Origin of the sequence: Mycobacterium sp. P7213, from assembly GCF_900604305.1 — a bacterium.
GTDB lineage: Bacteria > Actinomycetota > Actinomycetes > Mycobacteriales > Mycobacteriaceae > Mycobacterium.
This window is the reverse complement of sequence record NZ_UWOA01000048.1, coordinates 16691-34789: the sequence shown is the minus strand read 5'-3', so window position 1 is coordinate 34789 and position 18099 is coordinate 16691. Positions and strand designations below refer to the sequence as shown.

Here is an 18099-nt window from a genome sequence, read left to right as displayed (position 1 = left end):
GGCCCACGCACGCCATGAAGTCCTGGTCCGAGACCATCGGTACGCCCAGCTCGCGCGCCAGGTAACCCTTGCCCTGTTCGGGGCGGCCCTCGTTGCAGATCACCAGTGAGGTGTGGGCGTCGACGACGTCGCTGTAGGCCAGCCCCGCGTGCAGGATGCGTTCGACGAGCTCCTCATGGGTGCGGGTGCACTCCGCCGACAACGCCACCCGCATGCCCTGCACCAGCGGGCGTCCCCGCACGTAGCGACCCGGGTTGAGGTAGGCACAGGGCATCCGCGACGCCAGCGCCTTCAGCGGTCGCAGTTCCTCGTGGGTGATGCGGCCGTTGGGCCACCGGCGCCGAGTCACCGGCCGCACCGGCAACCACACGTCACGCTCCCGGGCGCGCTGGAGCGCAGGCTCCAGCACCCCGGCCAGCACCCGCGCGTCATCGAGTGCGTCGTGCGCGCGGGTCTGGACGACGCCCCAATGCGCGGCCAGCGTCTGCAACCGCAGGTTGGGCAGGCCCAGGTCCAACCGCCGCGCGAGCTCCAGGGTGCACATCACCGAATCGACGGGCAGTACCGCACCGGCCATCTCCGCTTCGGCCGCCAGGAACGTGTAGTCGAACGCCACGTTGTGGGCCACCAGGGTCCGCCCCGGCAGCAGTGCGACCACCTCGTGGACCACGTCGGCGAACTGCGGCTGCCCGGCCAGCATCTCCGCGGTCAGCCCGTGCACATGGGTGGGCCCGGGGTCGGTGCCCGGGTTGAGCAGGTGCGACACCGACTGCTCCACCCGGCCGTCGGCGTCGAGCGCCAACGCGGCGACACTGAGCACCCGCGCTTGCCCGGGCCGAAACCCCGATGTCTCGACATCGACCACGACCCAGCCGTCGCCGGGTTCGCGAGCCGGTCGGCCCCACCGAGCACTCATGTGACGAGGATGGCATGCGGGTCGGACGATGGCCGGGCGGCAAGGGCCCGTGTCGGGGCAATTTAAACTTCCCAGGGCGATCGCAAGCACGGCGCCCGCGCCGCGCGTAGCGGGTCGCCCTAAACTTCCCAGGGCGATCGCAAGCACGGCGCCCGCGCCGCGCGAAGCGGGTCGCCCTAAACTTCCCGAGTGATCACCGCCCGAGGACGCCTGGCCCTGGCCGCCGGCGCGAGCGCCCGGTGGGCGTCGCGCGTGACCGGCCGCGGTGCGGGCGCGATGATCGGCGGTCTGATCGCGATGACCCTGGACCGATCGATCCTGCGTCAGCTCGGCACGGGGCGACGCACCGCGATCGTCACCGGCACCAACGGCAAGTCGACCACCACCCGCATGCTCGCCGCCGCACTGAGCGACCTGGGCGCGGTGGCCACCAACTCCGAGGGCGCCAACATGGACGCCGGGCTGGTTGCGGCGCTGGCCGCCGACCGCACCGCGCAACTGGCGGCGCTCGAGGTCGACGAGATGCACGTCCCGCACGTCGCCGATGCGGTATCGCCGGCCGTGGTGGTGCTGCTCAACCTGTCCCGGGACCAGTTGGACCGGGTCGGCGAGATCAACGCCGTGGAGCGCGCGCTGCGCAGCGGCCTGGCCCGTCATCCGGAGACGGTGGTGGTCGCCAATTGCGATGACGTGCTGATGACTTCGGCCGCCTACGACTGCCCCAACGTGGTCTGGGTCGCCGCGCGTGCCGGCTGGTCGGGCGACTCGGTCAGCTGCCCGCGCAGCGGCGAGGTGATCGACCGCCAGGAGGATCACTGGCGCTCCAGCGGTAGCGAGTTCAGCCGTCCCGCCCCGCAGTGGTGGTTCGACGACGACGCGCTCTACGGACCGGACGGGCTGGTGCTGCCGATGCGACTGGCCCTGCCCGGCACCGTCAACCGCGGCAACGCCGCCCAGGCCGTCGCCGCCGCCGTCGCCCTGGGCGCCGATCCGGCCAAAGCGGTGGCCGCGGTCTCCGCGGTCGACGAAGTGGCCGGCCGCTACCGCAGTGTGCGGGTCGGCGAGCACACGTTGCGGATGCTGCTGGCCAAGAACCCGGCCGGCTGGCAGGAGGCGCTGTCGATGGTGGACAAACATGCCGCGGGGGTGGTGATCGCTGTCAACGGTCAGGTGCCCGACGGCGAAGACCTGTCCTGGCTGTGGGATGTGCGCTTCGAGCACTTCGACACTGTGCCCGTGGTGGCGGCCGGCGAGCGCGGCACCGACCTGGCCGTGCGGCTGGGCTACGCCGGGGTACAGCACACCCTGGTGCACGACACCCTCGCGGCGATCGCGTCCTGCCCGCCCGGGCCGGTCGAGGTGGTGGCCAACTACACCGCGTTCCTGGCGCTGCAGCGGAGGTTGGGTGATGGCTGACACCGTTCGGATCGGGCTGGTGCTGCCCGACGTGATGGGGACCTACGGTGACGGCGGCAACGCGGTGGTGCTGCGTCAACGGTTGCTGATGCGCGGGATTCCCGCCGAGATCGTCGAGGTCACCTTGGCCGAACCGGTGCCGGAGTCTTTGGACCTCTACACCCTGGGCGGCGCCGAGGACTACGCACAGCGACTGGCCACCCGGCACCTGATCACCCACCCGGGCTTGCAGCGCGCGGCGGCGCGCGGAGCGCCCGTGCTGGCGATCTGCGCGGCCATTCAGGTGCTGGGGCACTGGTATGAGACCTCGGCCGGTGAGCGGGTCGACGGCGTCGGGTTGCTCGATGTGACCACCTCTCCGCAGGAGTCGCGCACCATCGGCGAGGTGGTGGCCACGCCGCTGCTGGCGGGGTTGTCGGCGCCACTGACCGGCTTCGAGAACCACCGCGGCGGCACCGTGCTGGGGCCGGACGCCGCGCCGCTGAGTGCGGTCACCAAGGGTGCCGGCAACAAGGCGGGCGACGGCTACGACGGCGCGGTGCAGGGCAGCGTCGTCGCCACCTATCTGCACGGGCCGTGCCTGGCCCGCAACCCGGAGTTGGCCGATCTGCTGCTGTCGAAGGTGGTCGGCGACCTGGCGCCCCTGGAGCTGCCGGAAGTGGACGCGTTGCGCCGCGAACGGCTGGCTGCGCCCCGGCGGGTCTGACTACGGTCTGACCATGACCGATCAGAGCGCCGTCGCCCAGGCCGCGATCGCAATCTCCCAGCGCCTCGACGAGCGCCTGGCCGGCACCATCGGGGTCATCGAGGATCTGGTCGCCAAGGAGTCGCCGGACCTCACCAGCGATTCGTCGCTGCTGCAGCTGCTGCATGAGACCGTGTCGGCCAACGTCGACACGTACTTCTCGGCGATCCGGCACAACATTCCGGTGGCTGACATCGCGGCACCGCCGGTCGCCCTGGAACACGCCCGCCGGCTGGCGCAGCGCGGGGTGCCGGTCAACGCGTTGGTGCGCGGCTACCGGCTGGGCCACTCGGTGGCGCTGCAGCTGGTGCTGGAGGAGATCCGTTCTGCCGCGCTGGAACCCGACCTGAGCCTGAGCGTGCTCGGCACCATGTCGACGATCATGTTCGGCTATATCGACGAGATGTCGCAGCAGGTGTCGGCCGTCTATCAGGCCGAACGGGAACGCTGGCTGGAGAGCCGAAACGCGGTGCGCGCGTTGCGGGTCCGCGACATCCTCGCCGACGAGAGCCTGGACGTCGACGCGATGACGACCGCGATCCGCTACCCGCTGCGGCGCACCCACGCCGGGATCGTGGTGTGGTACCCCGACTCGGCCGGCGACCGGCTGGCGGCGGCGGAGGCCTTCGTCAAGAACCTGGCCGAGACGCTGCCGGTGCACGGGTCTCCGTTGTTCGTCCCGGCTGACAGCGCATGCGGGTGGGCGTGGCTTCCGCTGTCCTCGGACGCCGCAGACGACGTGGTGGAACAGATCCGCGCCTGCGCGCTTGCCGCGGAAGGCGAGCCGTGGGTGGCGATCGGCGATCCGCTGCCCGGAGTCGAGGGGTTCCGCCGGTCGCACCAGCAGGCGCTGGCGGCGAACGCCCTGGCGGTCGCCTCCGGCGAAAGCGCGAATCGGGTCAGTGCGGCCCGCGACCCCGGGCTTGGGGCAGCGGCCCTGCTCGGTGGCGACAACCTGACTGCCGCGCGGGCCTGGGTCGCCGAAGTGCTCGGCCCGCTGGCCTGCGCCACCGAGAGCGACGGCCGGCTGCGCGACACCCTGCGGGTGTTCTTGCGAACCGGATCCAGCTTCAAGGCGGCCGGGGAGCAACTCCATTTTCATGTCAACACCGTGAAGTACCGAGTGCAGCGGGCGGTCGAGCGCCGCGGCCGCCCGATCGCCGGCGATCGCTTAGACGTCGAGATCGCCCTGCTGCTGTGTCAGTGGTACGGCACCGCGGTGTTGTCTCCCGGAGACGAATAGTCGGCCGAATTCCGGCCGCGCGGGACGAGCGGCGAGGCTGCGGCGCTCCCTAATGTCAGGCACATCCGAAAACACGTGGTGTGACCGAGGCGAGGGGTTGAACGCGATGAGCACCGAGATGGCCAGCGAACCGAAGCTCTGGCAGGACAAGAAGCGTCACCTGTGGCTGTTGGGCCTGGTGGTGCCCACCATGCTGTTTTTGATGTTGCCGCTGGTGTGGGCCCTGAACCAGGCCGGCCTGCACACCGCGGCGCAGCTGCCGTTGTACATCGGGCCGATCCTGCTCTACGTGCTGCTACCGGCGCTGGACCTCTGGATCGGCGCCGACGGTCAGAACCCGCCGGATGAGGCGATGGCGGCGCTGGAGAACGACAAGTACTACCGCTACGCCACCTACGCCTACATCCCCTTCCAGTACGCCAGCGCGATCTTCGGCGCCTACCTGTTCACCGCCTCGGACCTGGGCTGGCTCGGGTTCGACGGGTCACTGGGCTGGCTGGGCAAGATCGGGGTCGCGCTCACCACCGCGACCGTGGCGGGGGTCGGGATCAACACCGCCCACGAGCTGGGCCACAAGCGCGAGTCGCTGGAGCGGTGGCTGGCCAAGATCACCCTGGCCCAGGTCTGCTACGGCCACTTCTACGTCGAGCACAATCGGGGCCACCACGTCCGGGTGGCCACCCCCGAGGACCCCGCGTCGGCCCGATTCGGTGAAACATTCTGGGAGTTCTTGCCGCGCAGCACTTTCGGCGGCATCCGCTCGGCGTGGGAGCTGGAAGCCCAGCGGGTCCGCCGGACCGGCAAGAGCCCGTGGAACCCGCGGACCTGGGCGGACAACGACGTGGTCAACGCGCTGGCGATGTCGGTGCTGTTCTGGGGCGTGATGATCGCGGTGTTCGGCGTGGCGCTGCTGCCCTACGTGCTGATCAACGCGATCTACGGGTCGTCACTGCTGGAGTCGGTGAACTACCTCGAGCACTACGGGCTGGTCCGCCAGAAGCAGGCCAGCGGCCGCTACGAGCGCTGCACACCGCAGCACAGCTGGAACTCCGACCACATGGTGACCAACCTGTTCCTCTACCACCTGCAGCGGCACAGCGACCACCACGCCAACCCCACCCGGCGCTACCAGACGCTGCGCAGCTTCGACGACTCGCCGAACCTGCCGGCCGGATACGGAGCGCTGATCGGGGTGACCTACTTCCCGCCGGTGTGGCGCAAGCTGATGGATCACCGGGTGCTCGAGCACTACGCCGGTGACATCACCCGGGCCAACATCCACCCCCGGGTGCGCGGCAAGGTACTGGCTCGCTACGGGGCGGTGGCCTGATGGCGGTTTATGAATGCCCGGGCTGCGGCTACCGCTACGACGAGGTCAACGGGGAACCCCGCGAGGGATTCCCGGCCGGCACGCCGTGGCAGCAGATTCCCGACGACTGGACCTGCCCGGACTGCGCGGTACGCGAAAAGCTGGATTTCGAAGTGATCGGAGTGAACTCATGAGCGACTACAAACTGTTCCGGTGCCTGCAGTGCGGCTTCGAATACGACGAGGCGCTGGGCTGGCCGGAAGACGGCATCGAGCCCGGCACCCGCTGGGCCGACATCCCCGAGGACTGGAGCTGCCCGGACTGCGGCGCGGCCAAGGCGGACTTCGAGATGGTGGAAGTGGTCCGGCCGTGAGCGGAGTGGTCATCGTCGGGGCGGGCCTGGCGGCGGTACGCACCGCCGAACAGCTTCGGCGCAACGGCTTTGGCGACCCGATCACGATCGTCGGCGCCGAAGCTCACCCGCCCTACGACCGGCCGCCGCTGTCCAAGCAGATGCTGCGCGGCGAGGTGGAGGACCCAAACGACATAGCTTTGAAGCCGGCGAGTTTCTACGACGACAACGGCATCACCTTGCGCCTCGGTGTCCCGGCTGTCGGTATCGACGCCGCGGCGCACACCGTGGAGCTGGCCGATGGACAGCTGATCGGCTACCAGCAGTTGGTGATCGCCACCGGCCTGGTGCCCAACCGCATTGCGGCGTTCGGCGACCTGGACGGCCTCTGCGTGCTGCGCTCGCTCGACGACTGTGTGGCGCTGCAGCGCCGGGCCGCGAGCGCACGCCGCGCCGTGGTGATCGGCGCCGGCTTCATCGGATGCGAGGTGGCCGCCAGCCTGCGCGGCCTGGGTGTGCAGGTGACGCTGGTGGAGCCGCAGCCCGCACCGCTGGCCGGCGTGCTCGGCGAGCAGGTCGGGGCGTTGATCGCCCGGCTGCACCGCGATGAGGGCGTCGACGTGCGCACCGGCGTGACAGTGGACGCCGTCTCCGGCGGCAACGGCGTCGAGTCGGTGACGCTTTCCGACGGCTCGGTGGTGGCGGCCGATCTGGTGGTGGTGGGCATCGGGTCACGCCCGGCCAGCGACTGGCTGGCCGGCAGTGATATCGCGGTGGCCGACGGTGTCGTCTGCGACGCGGTCGGGCGCACCAGCGCCCCCGATGTGTGGGCGATCGGCGACGTGGCGTCCTGGCGGGATGCGACCGGGAGCCAGATCCGCGTCGAGCACTGGAGCAACGTCGCCGAGCAGGCGAGGACCCTGGTGGCGGCGATGCTGAACCTGGAAGCAGTGGTGAGCCCGGGCGTGCCCTACTTCTGGAGCGACCAGTACGACGTCAAAATTCAGTGCCTGGGAAGCCCGCGCGCCGGCGACACCGTGCACGTGGTCGACGATGACGGTCGCCGCTTCCTGGCCTACTACGAGCGGGCCGGGGTACTGGTCGCGGTGGTGGGCGCCGGTATCCCGGAGAAGGTGCGCACGGCCCGCGCCGGGATCGCCGCCGGGGTGGCGATCGCCGACGTGCTGCAGCCGGTCTAGGGGTGTGAGGGGCGCCAACCGCGGGCGTGGAGCGCCGCGGTGACGCGTTGGACGGTCTCTTGGGGGTTGTCCTCGTTGATCACCTGGATGTTGATCCAGCCCGCGCGTTCCAGTCTGCGCTGACGCTGGTGGTCTCTGACGTACTGCGCACGATCTTTCTGATGATGTTCCCCGTCGTATTCGGCGGACACTTTGTAGCGCTCCCACCCCAGATCAAGCCATGCAAACGGCCAGTAGCGGCGGTCGCACACCGGGATCTGGGTGGTCGGGGTGGGCAGACCTGCATCGATCAGCAGTAGCCGCAGCCAGGTCTCCTTGGGTGAGGCGGCGCCGGCGTCGACGAGCGGCAACACGGAGCGCAGCCGGCGTGAACCCCGTGCACCGCGGTGGTGCTTGGCGATCAGCAGCACGTCCTCGGTACCGAACGGAGTGGCCCGGGCCAGGGCGTCGAGCCGGGCCAGCGCTTTGCCGCGGGGCAGGTGGCGGGCCAGATCGTAGGCGGTGCGGGCAGGTGTGGTGACCGGTATGCCGGCGACTTGGGTGAGCTCGTCGTCGGTCAGGGTTTCATCGCGGGCGATCAGGCCGCGCGGTGGGCGGGTATTGGACCAGATCAACTCGATGGGAATGTCGAGGTCGACCCAATCGGCGTAATGCAACGCAGAGGCCGCGACTCCCGCGATCACGCCTTTGCGCCCCGACCGCAGCCACGCCGCCTCGATCCGGTCACGGACCGTGAGCTCATGTCCGCCAGGCACGTAGACGTCTCGGAAGACGGCCCGGTGCCAGCGCCGAAGCTCGTGTTCGGTCACAACGCCCTGTGCCAGCGCTTCGCTGCCCAGAAATACCGCCGTCATGGCGACATGCTGGTCCCACACACCGACATTTGGCCTCGAACCTCCGCGAGGCTGTAGTTGGCGCGAGAAAGTGCGAGTAGCGGCCACGCCAACTACAGGCTCGCGGGAGGCACCCCCGGGGCTCGCGGGAGAGACGGGTCAGGCCATGGCGCGGCGGCCGGTGAAGGCCCGGCCCAAAGTCAGCTCATCAGCGAATTCCAGGTCGCCGCCCATCGGCAAACCGGACGCCAACCGCGTCACGCTGAGCCCGGGAATGTCACGCAGCACCCGCACCAAATAGGTGGCGGTGGCCTCACCCTCGGTGTTGGGGTCGGTGGCGATGATCACCTCGCTGACGTCAACCCCGTCGACGCGCTCCCCGACCCGATTCAGCAGCTCACGCACCCGCAGTTGCTCCGGCCCGATCCCCGACAAGGGATCCAGCGCGCCGCCGAGTACGTGGTAGCGGCCGCGGAACTCCCGGGTGCGCTCGATGGCCGCGACGTCCTTGGGCTCCTCGACGACGCAGATCTGGGCGAAGTCGCGGCGGGGGTCCCCGCAGATCCGGCAGCGCTCCGCGTCGGAGACATTGCCGCACACCTCACAGAACCGCACCCCGTCGCGCACCTTGGTGAGCACCGCGGTGAGCCGGTCGATCTCCGGCGGCTCCACTGACAGCAGGTGAAACGCGATCCGCTGGGCACTCTTGGGGCCGATACCCGGCAGCTTGCCCAGCTCGTCGATCAGGTCCTGAACCGGACCCTCAAACACCTAGGCTCCCGGCATGCCGAGCGCGCCGCCCATGCCGCCGGCCAGCGGCGAGAGCCGCTGCTGGGCCAGCGTGTGCGCCTTCTTCGAGGCGTCCGCGAGCGCTCCCACGAGCAGGTCCTGCAGGGTCTCGATGTCCTCGGGGTCGACGACCTTCGGGTCGATGTGCACCGCGAGCACCTCGCCGCTGCCGTTGGAGGTGACCTTGACCAGGCCGTTTCCGGCCTCTCCGTGCACCTCGGTGACGGCCAGCTCCTGCTGCGCCTGCAGCAGTCGCTGCTGCATCTGCTGAGCCTGGGCCAGCAACGCCGACATGTCGGGCGGGCCTCCTGGTTGCATGACACTCCCCTTGCGTTGTGGTGTGCGTGGTCTCGATTGGGTTGCGGCTCGGTTTCAGCTGCGAGACCCGGTGCGTGTGAGAATTCCAGCGTAGTCGGCCCCGGCCTACGTTGGCGGCGTGCGCGTACCAGTTCTTGTCCGTGTCGGTATCGCGATCACCGCCGGCCTGGTGGTGGCCGCCGCGGTGCCGAGCGCCCCGCCGTCCTCAGCCGCCCCCACCAACATCGCCGGCATGATCGTGTTCCTCGACCCCGGGCACAGCGGCGCGGGCGACCCCGCTGCGCTGTCACGTCAGGTGCCCAACGGCCGGGGCGGCACCAAGAACTGCCAGACCAGCGGCACCGCGACCAACTCCGGGTATCCCGAGCACAGCTTTGCCTGGGACACCACACTGCGGATCCGCCAAGCCCTCAACTCCGCCGGGGTCCGCACCGCGATGTCGCGAGGCGACGACAACGGGCCGGCGCCGTGCATCGACGCACGCGCCGCGGCGGCCAATGCGCTGCACCCCAATGCCATCGTGTCCATCCACGCCGATGGCGGACAGCCGGCCGGCCGCGGATTTCACGTCAACTACTCCGCACCTCCGCTGAACCCGGCGCAGGAGGGTCCGGCGGTGCGGTTCGCCCAGATCATGCGCAGTCAGTTGCAGGCCGCCGGCATTCCTCCGGCCAACTACATCGGCACTGACGGCTTGAAGGGTCGCGCCGACCTCGCCGGGCTCAACCTGGCCCAGTACCCCTCGATCCTCGTCGAGCTGGGCAACATGAAAAACGCCACCGATGCGGCCCTGATGGAGAGTCCTGCGGGCCGCCAGCGCTACGCCGACGCGGTGGCGCGCGGCATCGCCAGTTTTTTGAGCAGTCAAGCGCAGCTGCCCTGACCGGCGGTTCAGCGAGGGCCGACGCAGGTTCAGCGAGGGCCGACGCGAAAGACCCGAAGCCGGCCGTGGCGTGCGGAACCGCCGATCCGCCGTTAGCGTAGGAAGTGATGTCCGTTCGGCCGGCCGATACACCGACATCCCACACGCGGGGGGTGCGACGGCTGCTGGACAGCTACCGCAACATCCCGGCCGACGAATCGGTCCGGCTGGCCAAGCCCACTTCCAACCTGTTTCGGGCCCGCGCGAAGCGCCAAGCCCCCGGTCTGGACACTTCCGGCCTGGTGAGCGTCATCGCCGTCGACCCGGAGAACCGCACCGCCGACGTCGACGGCATGTGCACCTATGAAGATCTGGTCGCCGCCACCCTGCCCTACGGCCTGGCGCCGTTAGTGGTCCCGCAGCTCAAGACGATCACCGTCGGCGGTGCGGTCAGCGGCCTGGGCATCGAGTCGGCGTCGTTCCGCAACGGGCTTCCCCACGAGTCGGTGCTGGAGATGGACGTACTCACCGGCAGCGGCGAACTGCTGACTGTGTCGCGCGACCAGCATGAAGATCTGTTCCACGCGTTTCCGAATTCCTATGGCACGCTCGGGTATTCGACACGGCTGCGGATCGAGCTGGAATCGGTCAAGCCCTTCGTCGCGTTGCGGCACATCCGATTCGATTCCCTGGACGAGCTGGTGTCGACGATGGACCGCATCATCGACACCGGCGGGCTCGAAGGTGTTCCGGTGGACTACCTCGACGGGGTGGTGTTCAGCCCCCGGGAGAGCTACCTGTGCGTCGGTATCGCGACCGATTCGCCCGGCGCGGTCAGCGACTACACCGGCCAGCAGATCTACTACCGCTCGATCCGGCATGCGCAGGGGATCAAAGACGACCGGCTGACCATCCACGACTACCTCTGGCGCTGGGACACCGACTGGTTCTGGTGCTCGCGCGCGTTCGGAGCGCAGCGGCCCCTGGTGCGGCGGTGGTGGCCGCGGCGCTACCGGCGCAGCAGTGTCTACTCGAAGCTGATCGCCTATGACCAGCGCTTCGCCATCGCCGACCGGATCGAGAAGCGCAATCATCGGCCGCCACGTGAGCGCGTGGTGCAAGACATCGAGGTCCCGCTGGAGCGCTGCCGGCAGTTTCTGGACTGGTTCTTCGCCCACGTCCCGATCGAGCCGGTGTGGTTGTGTCCGCTACGGCTGCGCGGCGACGAGGAGTGGCCGCTGTACCCGATCCGGTCCAATCGCACCTACGTCAACGTCGGGTTCTGGTCGTCGGTCCCGGCCGGCGCCACCGAGGGAGCCACCAATCGACTGATCGAGGCCAAGGTGAGCGAGCTCGACGGCCACAAGTCGCTGTACTCCGACTCCTACTACACCGCCGCGGAGTTTGACGAACTCTACGGCGGTGAAACCTATCGGAGGATCAAGAAGACTTACGACCCCGACTCGCGGCTACTGGACCTCTACGCCAAGGCGGTGCGACGACGATGACGATCGACAGCGAGCAGGTACGCACGCCGACCGGCAGATTGAGCCTGGCCCAGGTGCTGGAGACCCTGGCCACCGACGGACACCTGCCGCTGCGCTTCACCGCCTACGACGGCAGCAGTACCGGCCCCGACGACGCGCCCCTGGGCCTGGACCTGCTGACCCCGCGCGGCACCACCTATCTGGCCACCGCACCGGGTGACTTGGGGATGGCCCGCGCCTACATCTCCGGCGACCTGGGGCTGCACGGCGTGCATCCCGGGGATCCCTATCTGCTGCTCAAGGCCTTGGCTGACGAGCTGCACTTCAAAAGGCCCTCGCCCAGAGTGCTCGCCAACATCGTGCGCTCGATCGGGATCGAACATCTGGTGCCGATCGCCCCGCCACCCCAAGAGGCACTGCCCCGGTGGCGGCGCATCGCGGAAGGCTTACGGCACAGCAAGTCTCGCGATGCCGAGGCGATTCACCACCACTACGACGTGTCCAACGACTTCTACGAATGGGTGCTCGGGCCGTCAATGACCTACACCTGCGCGGTCTACCCCTCGCCGGATGCGACGCTGGAGCAGGCCCAGGAGAACAAGTACCGGCTGATCTTCGACAAGCTGCGGCTGTGCCCCGGCGACCTACTGCTCGACGTGGGCTGCGGCTGGGGTGGCATGGTGCGCTACGCGGCACGGCACGGGGTGCGCGCCATTGGTGCGACGCTGTCGGCCGAGCAGGCCCAGTGGGCACAGCGCGCGATCGCCGACGCCGGCCTGGCCGACCGGGCCGAGGTGCGCCACTGCGACTACCGCGACGTCGGCGAATCCGGATTCGACGCGGTCTCCTCGATCGGGATGACCGAACACATCGGGGTGGCCAACTACCCCGCCTACTTCGGGTTCCTCAAGTCCAAGCTGCGTCCCGGCGGTCTGCTACTCAACCACTGCATCACCCGGGCGGACAACAAATCCAGTGCGACCGCAGGCGATTTCATCGACCGCTATGTGTTCCCCGACGGGGAGCTGGCCGGGTCCGGCCGCATCATCAGCGAGATCCAAGACGTCGGCCTAGAGGTGCTGCACACCGAGAACCTGCGCAACCACTACGAGCTGACCCTGCGCGACTGGTGCGCCAACCTGGTGGCGCACTGGGACGACGCGGTGGCCGAGGTCGGGCTGGCCACCGCCAAGGTGTGGGGGCTGTACATGGCCGGTTCCCGGCTGGGCTTCGAGCACAACGGCATTCAGCTTCATCACGCGCTGGCGGTCAACGGCGGCGACGGCGCCGGCCTGCCGCTGCGGCCGTGGTGGCGACCCTAGGGGTTCTGGCGGCGCGCGAAGGCCGGTGCCCGCTCCGGGCGCACGCCCACCCCGACCAGGTATGCCGGAATCGCCGAGAGCCAGGGCAACACCGCGAACAGCGTGCCCACGCTCGCCGGCGGGCTGAGGTTCTGACCGCGCAGGATGGGGTTCAGCGCCCGGTGCGCCACCCGCTGGATCGACTGGGTGACGACGGTGGGAAGCTCCCGGCGGCGCTGCACGGCAGCCAGGTCCCCGACGGTCACCCGGCCGTGCCGTAGCGGCTCGGCCAGGACGGTGGCGGCGGCCACCGCGTCCTGCACCGCCAGATTGATGCCGACCCCACCCACCGGCGACATGGCGTGTGCGGCGTCGCCGATGCACAACAATCCGTCAATGCTCCAATGCCGCAACCGATTCAGCCGCACATCAAGGTGTTTGACGTCGTCCAGGCTCTGCAGCGCCTCCACCGAGTCCGCCGCCTCGGGGATGAGCTCCACCACGTCGCGGCGGAACGCCTCGATACCGCGCGCCCGCTTGTCCGCATCGGTGCCCTTGCGGCCCAGGTAGGCGACCTGAAAGTAGCTGTCCCGCGGAATCATGATCGCGGCCCGCCCGGGCCCGAGGCGGGGCAACAAGGTGGGCTGGGCGGCGCGGTCGTTCGGCAGCCGGAACCACCACACATCGAAGTTCACCGGAAACTCGCGTGAGTGCAGGCCCGCCTCATGCCGCGCCACCGACCAGCGCCCGTCGCAGGCGACCGTGAGATCGGCACGCAGCTCGCCGGTGCCCTCGGTATCGCGGTAGCGCACTCCGGCCACCCGGCCTTCCTCGTGCAGCAGTCCGGTCACCTCGCTCTGCATTCGCAGGGTGAACGTCGGCTCGGTCTGTGCGGACTCGGCGAGCAGGTTGAGCAGGTCCCACTGCGGCACCATCGCGATGTAGGGATGCGGCTGGCGGCGCAGCCGACCGAAGTCGACCACCGTGACGCCGCGCCCGCCCATGTCGAGGCTGACCTGGTGGATCTCACTGTGCGCCAGCGTCGCGAAGCGCTCCCAGAGCCCGAGCTCGTCGAGGAGGCGCAGGGTGGTGGGGTGCACGGTGTCGCCACGAAAATCGCGCAGGAAGTCGGCGTGCTTCTCCAGCAGCGTCACCTGCACACCGGCCCGGGCCAGCAACAACCCGAGAACCATGCCTGCCGGTCCGCCACCGACGATCGCGCAGGTGGTTGCCTCGGTTCTCTGTCCCATCGCGGTGCAACGCTACGCGAGTTTGAGGTGACGCCCGAGCGGTTACTCGCATCTGGACAAGGGGGGCTTAGATCATGGCGGTCAAAACACTCAACCAAAGCACGAACACCACCACCGCGAACGGCAAGCTGGGGCTGGCCGAGATTCTGGTGCTACTGGCCGCTGGGGGGCAGCCACCACCACTGAAGATCTCTGCCTACGACGGCAGCAGCGTCGGGCCCAGCGACGCGGAACTGGGCGTGAAACTGCTGAATCCGCGGGCGACCAACTACCTGGCCACCTCACTGGGCCAACTCGGCATAGCCCGGGCCTACATCTCGGGTGACCTGGAACTGTGCGGCGTCCACCCGGGGAATCCCTACGACGTGCTCAACGCCATGGCGGATCTCGAATTCAAACGCCCGTCGCCACGCGATATGGCCAACATCGTCCGCTCCATCGGGCTGAGGAATCTCAAGCCGGTCGCTCCGCCGCCGGAGGAGGCGCCACCCAAATGGCGTCGCAACGCCAGCGGGCTGCGGCACAGCAAGTCTCGGGACGCCGACGCGATTCATCACCACTACGACGTGTCGAACACCTTCTACGAGTGGGTGCTGGGCCCGTCGATGACCTACACCTGCGCGATCTACCCGTCCGCCGACGCGACGCTGGAGGAAGCCCAGGAGAACAAGTACCGGCTGATCTTCGAGAAGCTGCGGCTGAAGCCCGGCGATCGCCTGCTTGACGTCGGCTGCGGCTGGGGCGGCATGGTGCGCTACGCCGCGCGCCGCGGGGTCCACGCACTCGGCGTCACCCTCGCTGCAGAGCAGGTCGCCTGGGCGCAGCGGGCGATCGCCGAGGAAGGACTCTCCGAGTTCGCTGAGGTCCGGCACTGCGACTACCGGGACGTGCGCGAGACCGAGTTCGACGGCGTCTCGTCGATCGGCATGACCGAGCACATCGGGGTGAAGAACTACCCGGCCTACTTCCGCTTCCTCAAATCGAAGCTGCGCACCGGTGGCCTGCTGCTCAACCACTGCATCACGACTGCGGACAATTCCGTCTACAAGGGCGACCCGTTCACCGACCGGTATGTCTTCCCCGACGGCGAGATCACCGGCGTGGGAAGCATCACCGCCGAGATCCAGCAGACCGGTCTCGAGGTCCTGCATGAGGAGGACTTCCGGCTCCACTACGCCAAGACGCTGCGCGGCTGGTGCCAGAACCTGGTGGACCACTGGGACGAGGCCGTCGCCGAAGTCGGCTTGGGCCGCGCCAAGGTGTGGGGCCTGTACATGGCGGCTGCGGTGATCGGCTTCGAGCGCAACCAGTGTCAGTTACACCACGTGCTGGCCGGCAACGTCGACCAGCAGGGCGGGGATGGGGGTCTGCCGCTACGGCCCTGGTGGACTCCCTAGCGGGCCCAGCCCCTTCAGTCGCCGCTGATCCGGCGGGCGCCCAACTCGTTCTGCAACAACTCCAGTGCCGCTTCTTCGGGGTCGCGGCGGGGCGGGGCCTCCGAACCGGCATCGACGGCCGCCTCGGCCAGCATGGCCTCCTCGTCGGCGCGCCGCGCCGATTCCACGTCGACCTGAGCGGGCGCCGCCGAGTGGCCGGCGTCCGGAGGTGGTCCGCCGGCCTCGCAGCGCACCCGCCAGTTCACCCCGAGGGCGTCCTTGAGGGCCTCGGTGATGACGTCGGTGTTGCGCGGTTCGGAGAGTCGCCTGGCCAGCGAGGCCGTTCCGTGGGTCAGCACCAAGGTGTTGCCGTCCACGGTGCGCACCGTCGCGTCGGCCAGCATCGCCTCGGTCGAGCGGCTGCGTCGGCGCACCTTTTCGCGGACCGTGGTCCACATCGCGCGCACGGCGGCGGCGTCGGGCTCGCCCGGGGTGGCTGCCGCAGCGGGTGCGGGCGCCGGCGGCGCCGCAGCGGGCTCCGGTTCAGCCGGCGGCGCGGGGGCCGGAGCAGGTGGCGCAACAGGTTCGGGTTCGGGCACTGCCGCCGCGGCGGGTGGCGGCACCGGCTCGGGGGCGGGTGCGGCGACGGGCACCGGCTCGGGTGCGGGCGYGGGTGCGGGCGCGGATGCGGGCTCGGTGGTCCGGGCAGAACGGCGGGTGAACTGCTTGCCCGATGACGCGGCCGGCGCAGCGGCCGGAGACGGCGAGCTCGCGGAGGAGACGGCTCCGGTACGCGCAGGTGCCGCCGGGATCGACATGTCCAGTCGGCCCTCGATGCGCTCAATCCGTTGCAGCAGTGCGGCTTCGGTGTCGGCGGCCGAGGGCAGCAGCAGCCGGGCGCACACCACCTCCAGCAACAACCGGGGAGCGGTCGCGCCGCGCATCTCCCCGAGCCCGGCGTGCACCACCTCGGCGTAGCGGGCCAGGGTGGCCGAACCGATCCGGGCGGCCTGCTCCTGCATGCGTTCCAGGATGTCTTCCGGTGCGTCGACCACGCCTTTGGCGACCGCGTCGGGGACCGCCTGCAGCACGATCAGGTCGCGGAACCGCTCCAGCAGGTCGATGGCGAACCGGCGCGGGTCGTGGCCGGCGTCAACGACCGCCTCCACCGCTCCGAACAGCGATGCGGCATCCCCGGCGGCCAAGGCGTCGACCGCCTCGTCGATCAGGGCGACGTCGGTGGCGCCTAACAGGCCCAGCGCCCGCTGGTAGCGCACGTGGCTGGTGTCGGGGCTGCCGGGCATGGGCTCCGAGCCGGCCAGCAGTTGGTCGAGCACGGAGAGGGTGTCGCGGGGCGAGCCGCCGCCGGCACGGATCACCAGCGGATATACCGCGTCATCGACGGCGACGCGCTCCTGCTCGCAGATTCTTCCGATCAGCTCGCGCATGGTGCGCGGCGCCAGCAGCCGGAACGGATAGTGATGGGTGCGGCTGCGGATAGTGGGCAGCACCTTCTCCGGTTCGGTGGTGGCGAACACGAAGATCAGGTGGTCGGGCGGCTCCTCGACGATCTTGAGCAGCGCGTTGAAACCCGCGGTGGTCACCATGTGCGCTTCGTCGATGATGAAGATTCGGTAGCGCGACTGGGCGGGAGCGTAGAAGGCGCGATCGCGCAGATCGCGGGTGTCGTCGACCCCGCCGTGGCTGGCCGCGTCGAGTTCGACGACGTCGATGCTGCCCGGGCCGTTGGGGGCCAACGCCACGCACGAGTCGCAGGTTCCGCACGGCGTCGGGGTCGGCCCCTGCGCACAGTTCAGCGATCGGGCCAGGATGCGCGCCGACGAGGTCTTACCGCAGCCACGAGGTCCCGAAAACAGGTAGGCGTGGTTGATCCGGCCCGCCGACAACGCCGTGCACAGGGGTTCGGTGACGTGCTCCTGCCCCACCACTTCGGCGAAGGATGCCGGCCGGTATTTGCGGTAGAGCGCCACGCCAGCAGGGTACTTGCTCAGCCCGACGCGAGTGCAGGCCCGGCAGGCGAAGCACTACGGTTTCGGGCGCAGATACCCCAGCGTGTTCCACATGGGCCCGACGTCACGCCAGTTCAGCGTCACGAACAACCGGCCGCCGGAGTTCTGTTCGGCGACCTCATAGCGCAGCAGGCTGCCGCTGCCCCGCACCGCCGTGACCACCCCGGCATGCCCGTGTTCACTGACAAACCCGCCGGGGCCGTAGACCACGACGTCCCCGACCCGCGGTGCGTTCAGACCACCGTCGAACGGCACCTGGTCGAAGTATTGGCCCAGACCGTTGGTGGGGAAATGCTCGTAGAGATCGAAGGCATTGCCGCTGGGGTCTCTGTTGCGCCATGAACCGAGCGTCTGGATGTATTGCTGCACCAGCGGATAACACTGGCCGTCGCCATACATCACCGGATTTCCCAGTGCGCCCTCGGCGGCATCGTGGCGAAAGGCATCGAGTTGTTCGGCGGCCCTCGGCGGCAACAGTTCCGCTTCGGCGGCAATGGGATCGGCGGCCGGCACCGACGGCGGTTCGACCGGCCGTTCCGGTCCGGCCTGCGCCGCCGGAACCTGGCCCAGACCCAGCAGCCCTAGCGCCATCACCGCGCAGCCGAAGGCACCGACCTTGATCGACATTTCTCGCGCCTCCACCGGCAAATCAACGGGTTTGCTGAATCAACTG

Annotated in this window: 18 protein-coding genes; 11 read left to right on the top strand and 7 right to left on the bottom strand. The window is 69.3% G+C overall.

Annotation, left to right across the window (positions count from 1 at the left end; translation table 11 throughout):
• The coding region (locus tag EJK91_RS17125) for a DEDDh family exonuclease (RefSeq protein ID WP_125079519.1) at window positions 1-916 on the bottom strand (916 nt) is incomplete at its 3' end.
• Between the two features lie 189 nt (window positions 917-1105).
• Here EJK91_RS17125 and EJK91_RS17120 point away from each other — a divergent pair.
• The 7 genes from EJK91_RS17120 to EJK91_RS17090 all read left to right on the top strand — a co-directional run bounded on the left by EJK91_RS17120 (window position 1106) and on the right by EJK91_RS17090 (window position 7180).
• A complete protein-coding gene (locus EJK91_RS17120; RefSeq protein WP_024443038.1) occupies window positions 1106-2332 on the top strand; it encodes a Mur ligase family protein in 1227 nt (408 codons plus the stop codon).
• Window positions 2325-3038 carry a type 1 glutamine amidotransferase gene (locus EJK91_RS17115; protein WP_024443037.1) on the top strand — a complete coding sequence of 238 codons (714 nt, stop codon included), beginning with the start codon at window positions 2325-2327 and terminating at the stop codon, window positions 3036-3038. Before EJK91_RS17120 ends, EJK91_RS17115 begins: the two co-directional genes overlap by 8 nt.
• Window positions 3039-3051: 13 nt before the next feature.
• Window positions 3052-4320, top strand: coding sequence for a PucR family transcriptional regulator (locus tag EJK91_RS17110; RefSeq protein WP_036458203.1), 1269 nt, complete (start codon window positions 3052-3054; stop codon window positions 4318-4320).
• 106 nt (window positions 4321-4426) lie between these two features.
• Window positions 4427-5650: an alkane 1-monooxygenase gene (locus tag EJK91_RS17105; RefSeq protein ID WP_024443035.1), complete on the top strand. Its 1224-nt coding sequence runs from the start codon at window positions 4427-4429 to the stop codon at window positions 5648-5650.
• Entirely contained in the window at window positions 5650-5823 is a 174-nt protein-coding gene (locus EJK91_RS17100) for a rubredoxin (RefSeq protein WP_024443034.1), read from the top strand. The genes EJK91_RS17105 and EJK91_RS17100 overlap by 1 nt, the downstream gene beginning before the upstream one ends.
• Entirely contained in the window at window positions 5820-6002 is a 183-nt protein-coding gene (locus EJK91_RS17095) for a rubredoxin (RefSeq protein ID WP_024443033.1), read from the top strand. The genes EJK91_RS17100 and EJK91_RS17095 overlap by 4 nt, the downstream gene beginning before the upstream one ends.
• Window positions 5999-7180, top strand: a complete 1182-nt coding sequence (locus tag EJK91_RS17090; protein ID WP_125079518.1) for an NAD(P)/FAD-dependent oxidoreductase — start codon at window positions 5999-6001, stop codon at window positions 7178-7180. The genes EJK91_RS17095 and EJK91_RS17090 overlap by 4 nt, the downstream gene beginning before the upstream one ends.
• On the opposite strand, the gene EJK91_RS17085 is transcribed toward EJK91_RS17090, so the two are convergent.
• The 3 genes from EJK91_RS17085 to EJK91_RS17075 all read right to left on the bottom strand — a co-directional run bounded on the left by EJK91_RS17085 (window position 7177) and on the right by EJK91_RS17075 (window position 9120).
• A complete protein-coding gene (locus tag EJK91_RS17085; RefSeq protein WP_125079517.1) occupies window positions 7177-8034 on the bottom strand; it encodes a hypothetical protein in 858 nt (285 codons plus the stop codon). The two genes, EJK91_RS17090 and EJK91_RS17085, sit on opposite strands and share 4 nt — an antisense overlap.
• A 138-nt stretch (window positions 8035-8172) precedes the next feature.
• Window positions 8173-8784 (bottom strand): recombination mediator RecR, encoded by a 612-nt coding sequence (gene recR / locus EJK91_RS17080; protein WP_024443030.1) that lies wholly within the window; start codon window positions 8782-8784, stop codon window positions 8173-8175.
• Window positions 8785-9120, bottom strand: coding sequence for a YbaB/EbfC family nucleoid-associated protein (locus tag EJK91_RS17075; protein ID WP_024443029.1), 336 nt, complete (start codon window positions 9118-9120; stop codon window positions 8785-8787).
• A 118-nt stretch (window positions 9121-9238) separates the two neighbouring features.
• On the opposite strand from EJK91_RS17075, the gene EJK91_RS17070 reads away from it, so the two are divergent.
• The 3 genes from EJK91_RS17070 (at window position 9239) to EJK91_RS17060 (ending at window position 12791) form a co-directional block, all read left to right on the top strand.
• Window positions 9239-10003, top strand: coding sequence for an Rv3717 family N-acetylmuramoyl-L-alanine amidase (locus tag EJK91_RS17070; RefSeq protein WP_125079516.1), 765 nt, complete (start codon window positions 9239-9241; stop codon window positions 10001-10003).
• A 107-nt stretch (window positions 10004-10110) separates the two neighbouring features.
• Window positions 10111-11490: an FAD-binding oxidoreductase gene (locus tag EJK91_RS17065; protein WP_125079515.1), complete on the top strand. Its 1380-nt coding sequence runs from the start codon at window positions 10111-10113 to the stop codon at window positions 11488-11490.
• Window positions 11487-12791 carry a class I SAM-dependent methyltransferase gene (locus EJK91_RS17060; RefSeq protein ID WP_125079514.1) on the top strand — a complete coding sequence of 435 codons (1305 nt, stop codon included), beginning with the start codon at window positions 11487-11489 and terminating at the stop codon, window positions 12789-12791. The genes EJK91_RS17065 and EJK91_RS17060 overlap by 4 nt, the downstream gene beginning before the upstream one ends.
• Here EJK91_RS17060 and EJK91_RS17055 read toward each other — a convergent pair.
• The gene (locus EJK91_RS17055; protein WP_125079513.1) at window positions 12788-14020 is read right to left on the bottom strand and encodes an FAD-dependent oxidoreductase; all 1233 of its coding nucleotides are present in this window, start codon (window positions 14018-14020) and stop codon (window positions 12788-12790) included. The genes EJK91_RS17060 and EJK91_RS17055 overlap by 4 nt on opposite strands.
• A 74-nt stretch (window positions 14021-14094) precedes the next feature.
• Here EJK91_RS17055 and EJK91_RS17050 point away from each other — a divergent pair, with 74 nt between their 5' ends.
• The gene (locus tag EJK91_RS17050) at window positions 14095-15417 is read left to right on the top strand and encodes a class I SAM-dependent methyltransferase (protein WP_125079512.1); all 1323 of its coding nucleotides are present in this window, start codon (window positions 14095-14097) and stop codon (window positions 15415-15417) included.
• Window positions 15418-15431: 14 nt separating this feature from the next.
• Here EJK91_RS17050 and EJK91_RS17045 read toward each other — a convergent pair whose 3' ends face one another.
• Window positions 15432-17387, bottom strand: a complete 1956-nt coding sequence (locus EJK91_RS17045; RefSeq protein WP_125079511.1) for a DNA polymerase III subunits gamma/tau — start codon at window positions 17385-17387, stop codon at window positions 15432-15434.
• Between the two features lie 54 nt (window positions 17388-17441).
• Entirely contained in the window at window positions 17442-18053 is a 612-nt protein-coding gene (locus EJK91_RS17040; RefSeq protein WP_125079510.1) for a CHAP domain-containing protein, read from the bottom strand.
• Between the last annotated feature and the right edge of the window lie 46 nt (window positions 18054-18099).

What these genes read in the sequence shown, in the direction of transcription:
- EJK91_RS17115 (WP_024443037.1), top strand. Translation starts at nt 2,325, where the DNA reads ATGGCTGACACCGTTCGGATCGGGCTGGTGCTGCCCGACGTGATGGGG.
- EJK91_RS17110 (WP_036458203.1), top strand. Translation starts at nt 3,052, where the DNA reads ATGACCGATCAGAGCGCCGTCGCCCAGGCCGCGATCGCAATCTCCCAG.
- EJK91_RS17105 (WP_024443035.1), top strand. Translation starts at nt 4,427, where the DNA reads ATGAGCACCGAGATGGCCAGCGAACCGAAGCTCTGGCAGGACAAGAAG.
- EJK91_RS17100 (WP_024443034.1), top strand. Translation starts at nt 5,650, where the DNA reads ATGGCGGTTTATGAATGCCCGGGCTGCGGCTACCGCTACGACGAGGTC.
- EJK91_RS17095 (WP_024443033.1), top strand. Translation starts at nt 5,820, where the DNA reads ATGAGCGACTACAAACTGTTCCGGTGCCTGCAGTGCGGCTTCGAATAC.
- EJK91_RS17085 (WP_125079517.1), bottom strand. Translation starts at nt 8,034, where the DNA reads ATGACGGCGGTATTTCTGGGCAGCGAAGCGCTGGCACAGGGCGTTGTG.
- EJK91_RS17075 (WP_024443029.1), bottom strand. Translation starts at nt 9,120, where the DNA reads ATGCAACCAGGAGGCCCGCCCGACATGTCGGCGTTGCTGGCCCAGGCT.
- EJK91_RS17065 (WP_125079515.1), top strand. Translation starts at nt 10,111, where the DNA reads ATGTCCGTTCGGCCGGCCGATACACCGACATCCCACACGCGGGGGGTG.
- EJK91_RS17060 (WP_125079514.1), top strand. Translation starts at nt 11,487, where the DNA reads ATGACGATCGACAGCGAGCAGGTACGCACGCCGACCGGCAGATTGAGC.
- EJK91_RS17055 (WP_125079513.1), bottom strand. Translation starts at nt 14,020, where the DNA reads ATGGGACAGAGAACCGAGGCAACCACCTGCGCGATCGTCGGTGGCGGA.
- EJK91_RS17050 (WP_125079512.1), top strand. Translation starts at nt 14,095, where the DNA reads ATGGCGGTCAAAACACTCAACCAAAGCACGAACACCACCACCGCGAAC.
- EJK91_RS17040 (WP_125079510.1), bottom strand. Translation starts at nt 18,053, where the DNA reads ATGTCGATCAAGGTCGGTGCCTTCGGCTGCGCGGTGATGGCGCTAGGG.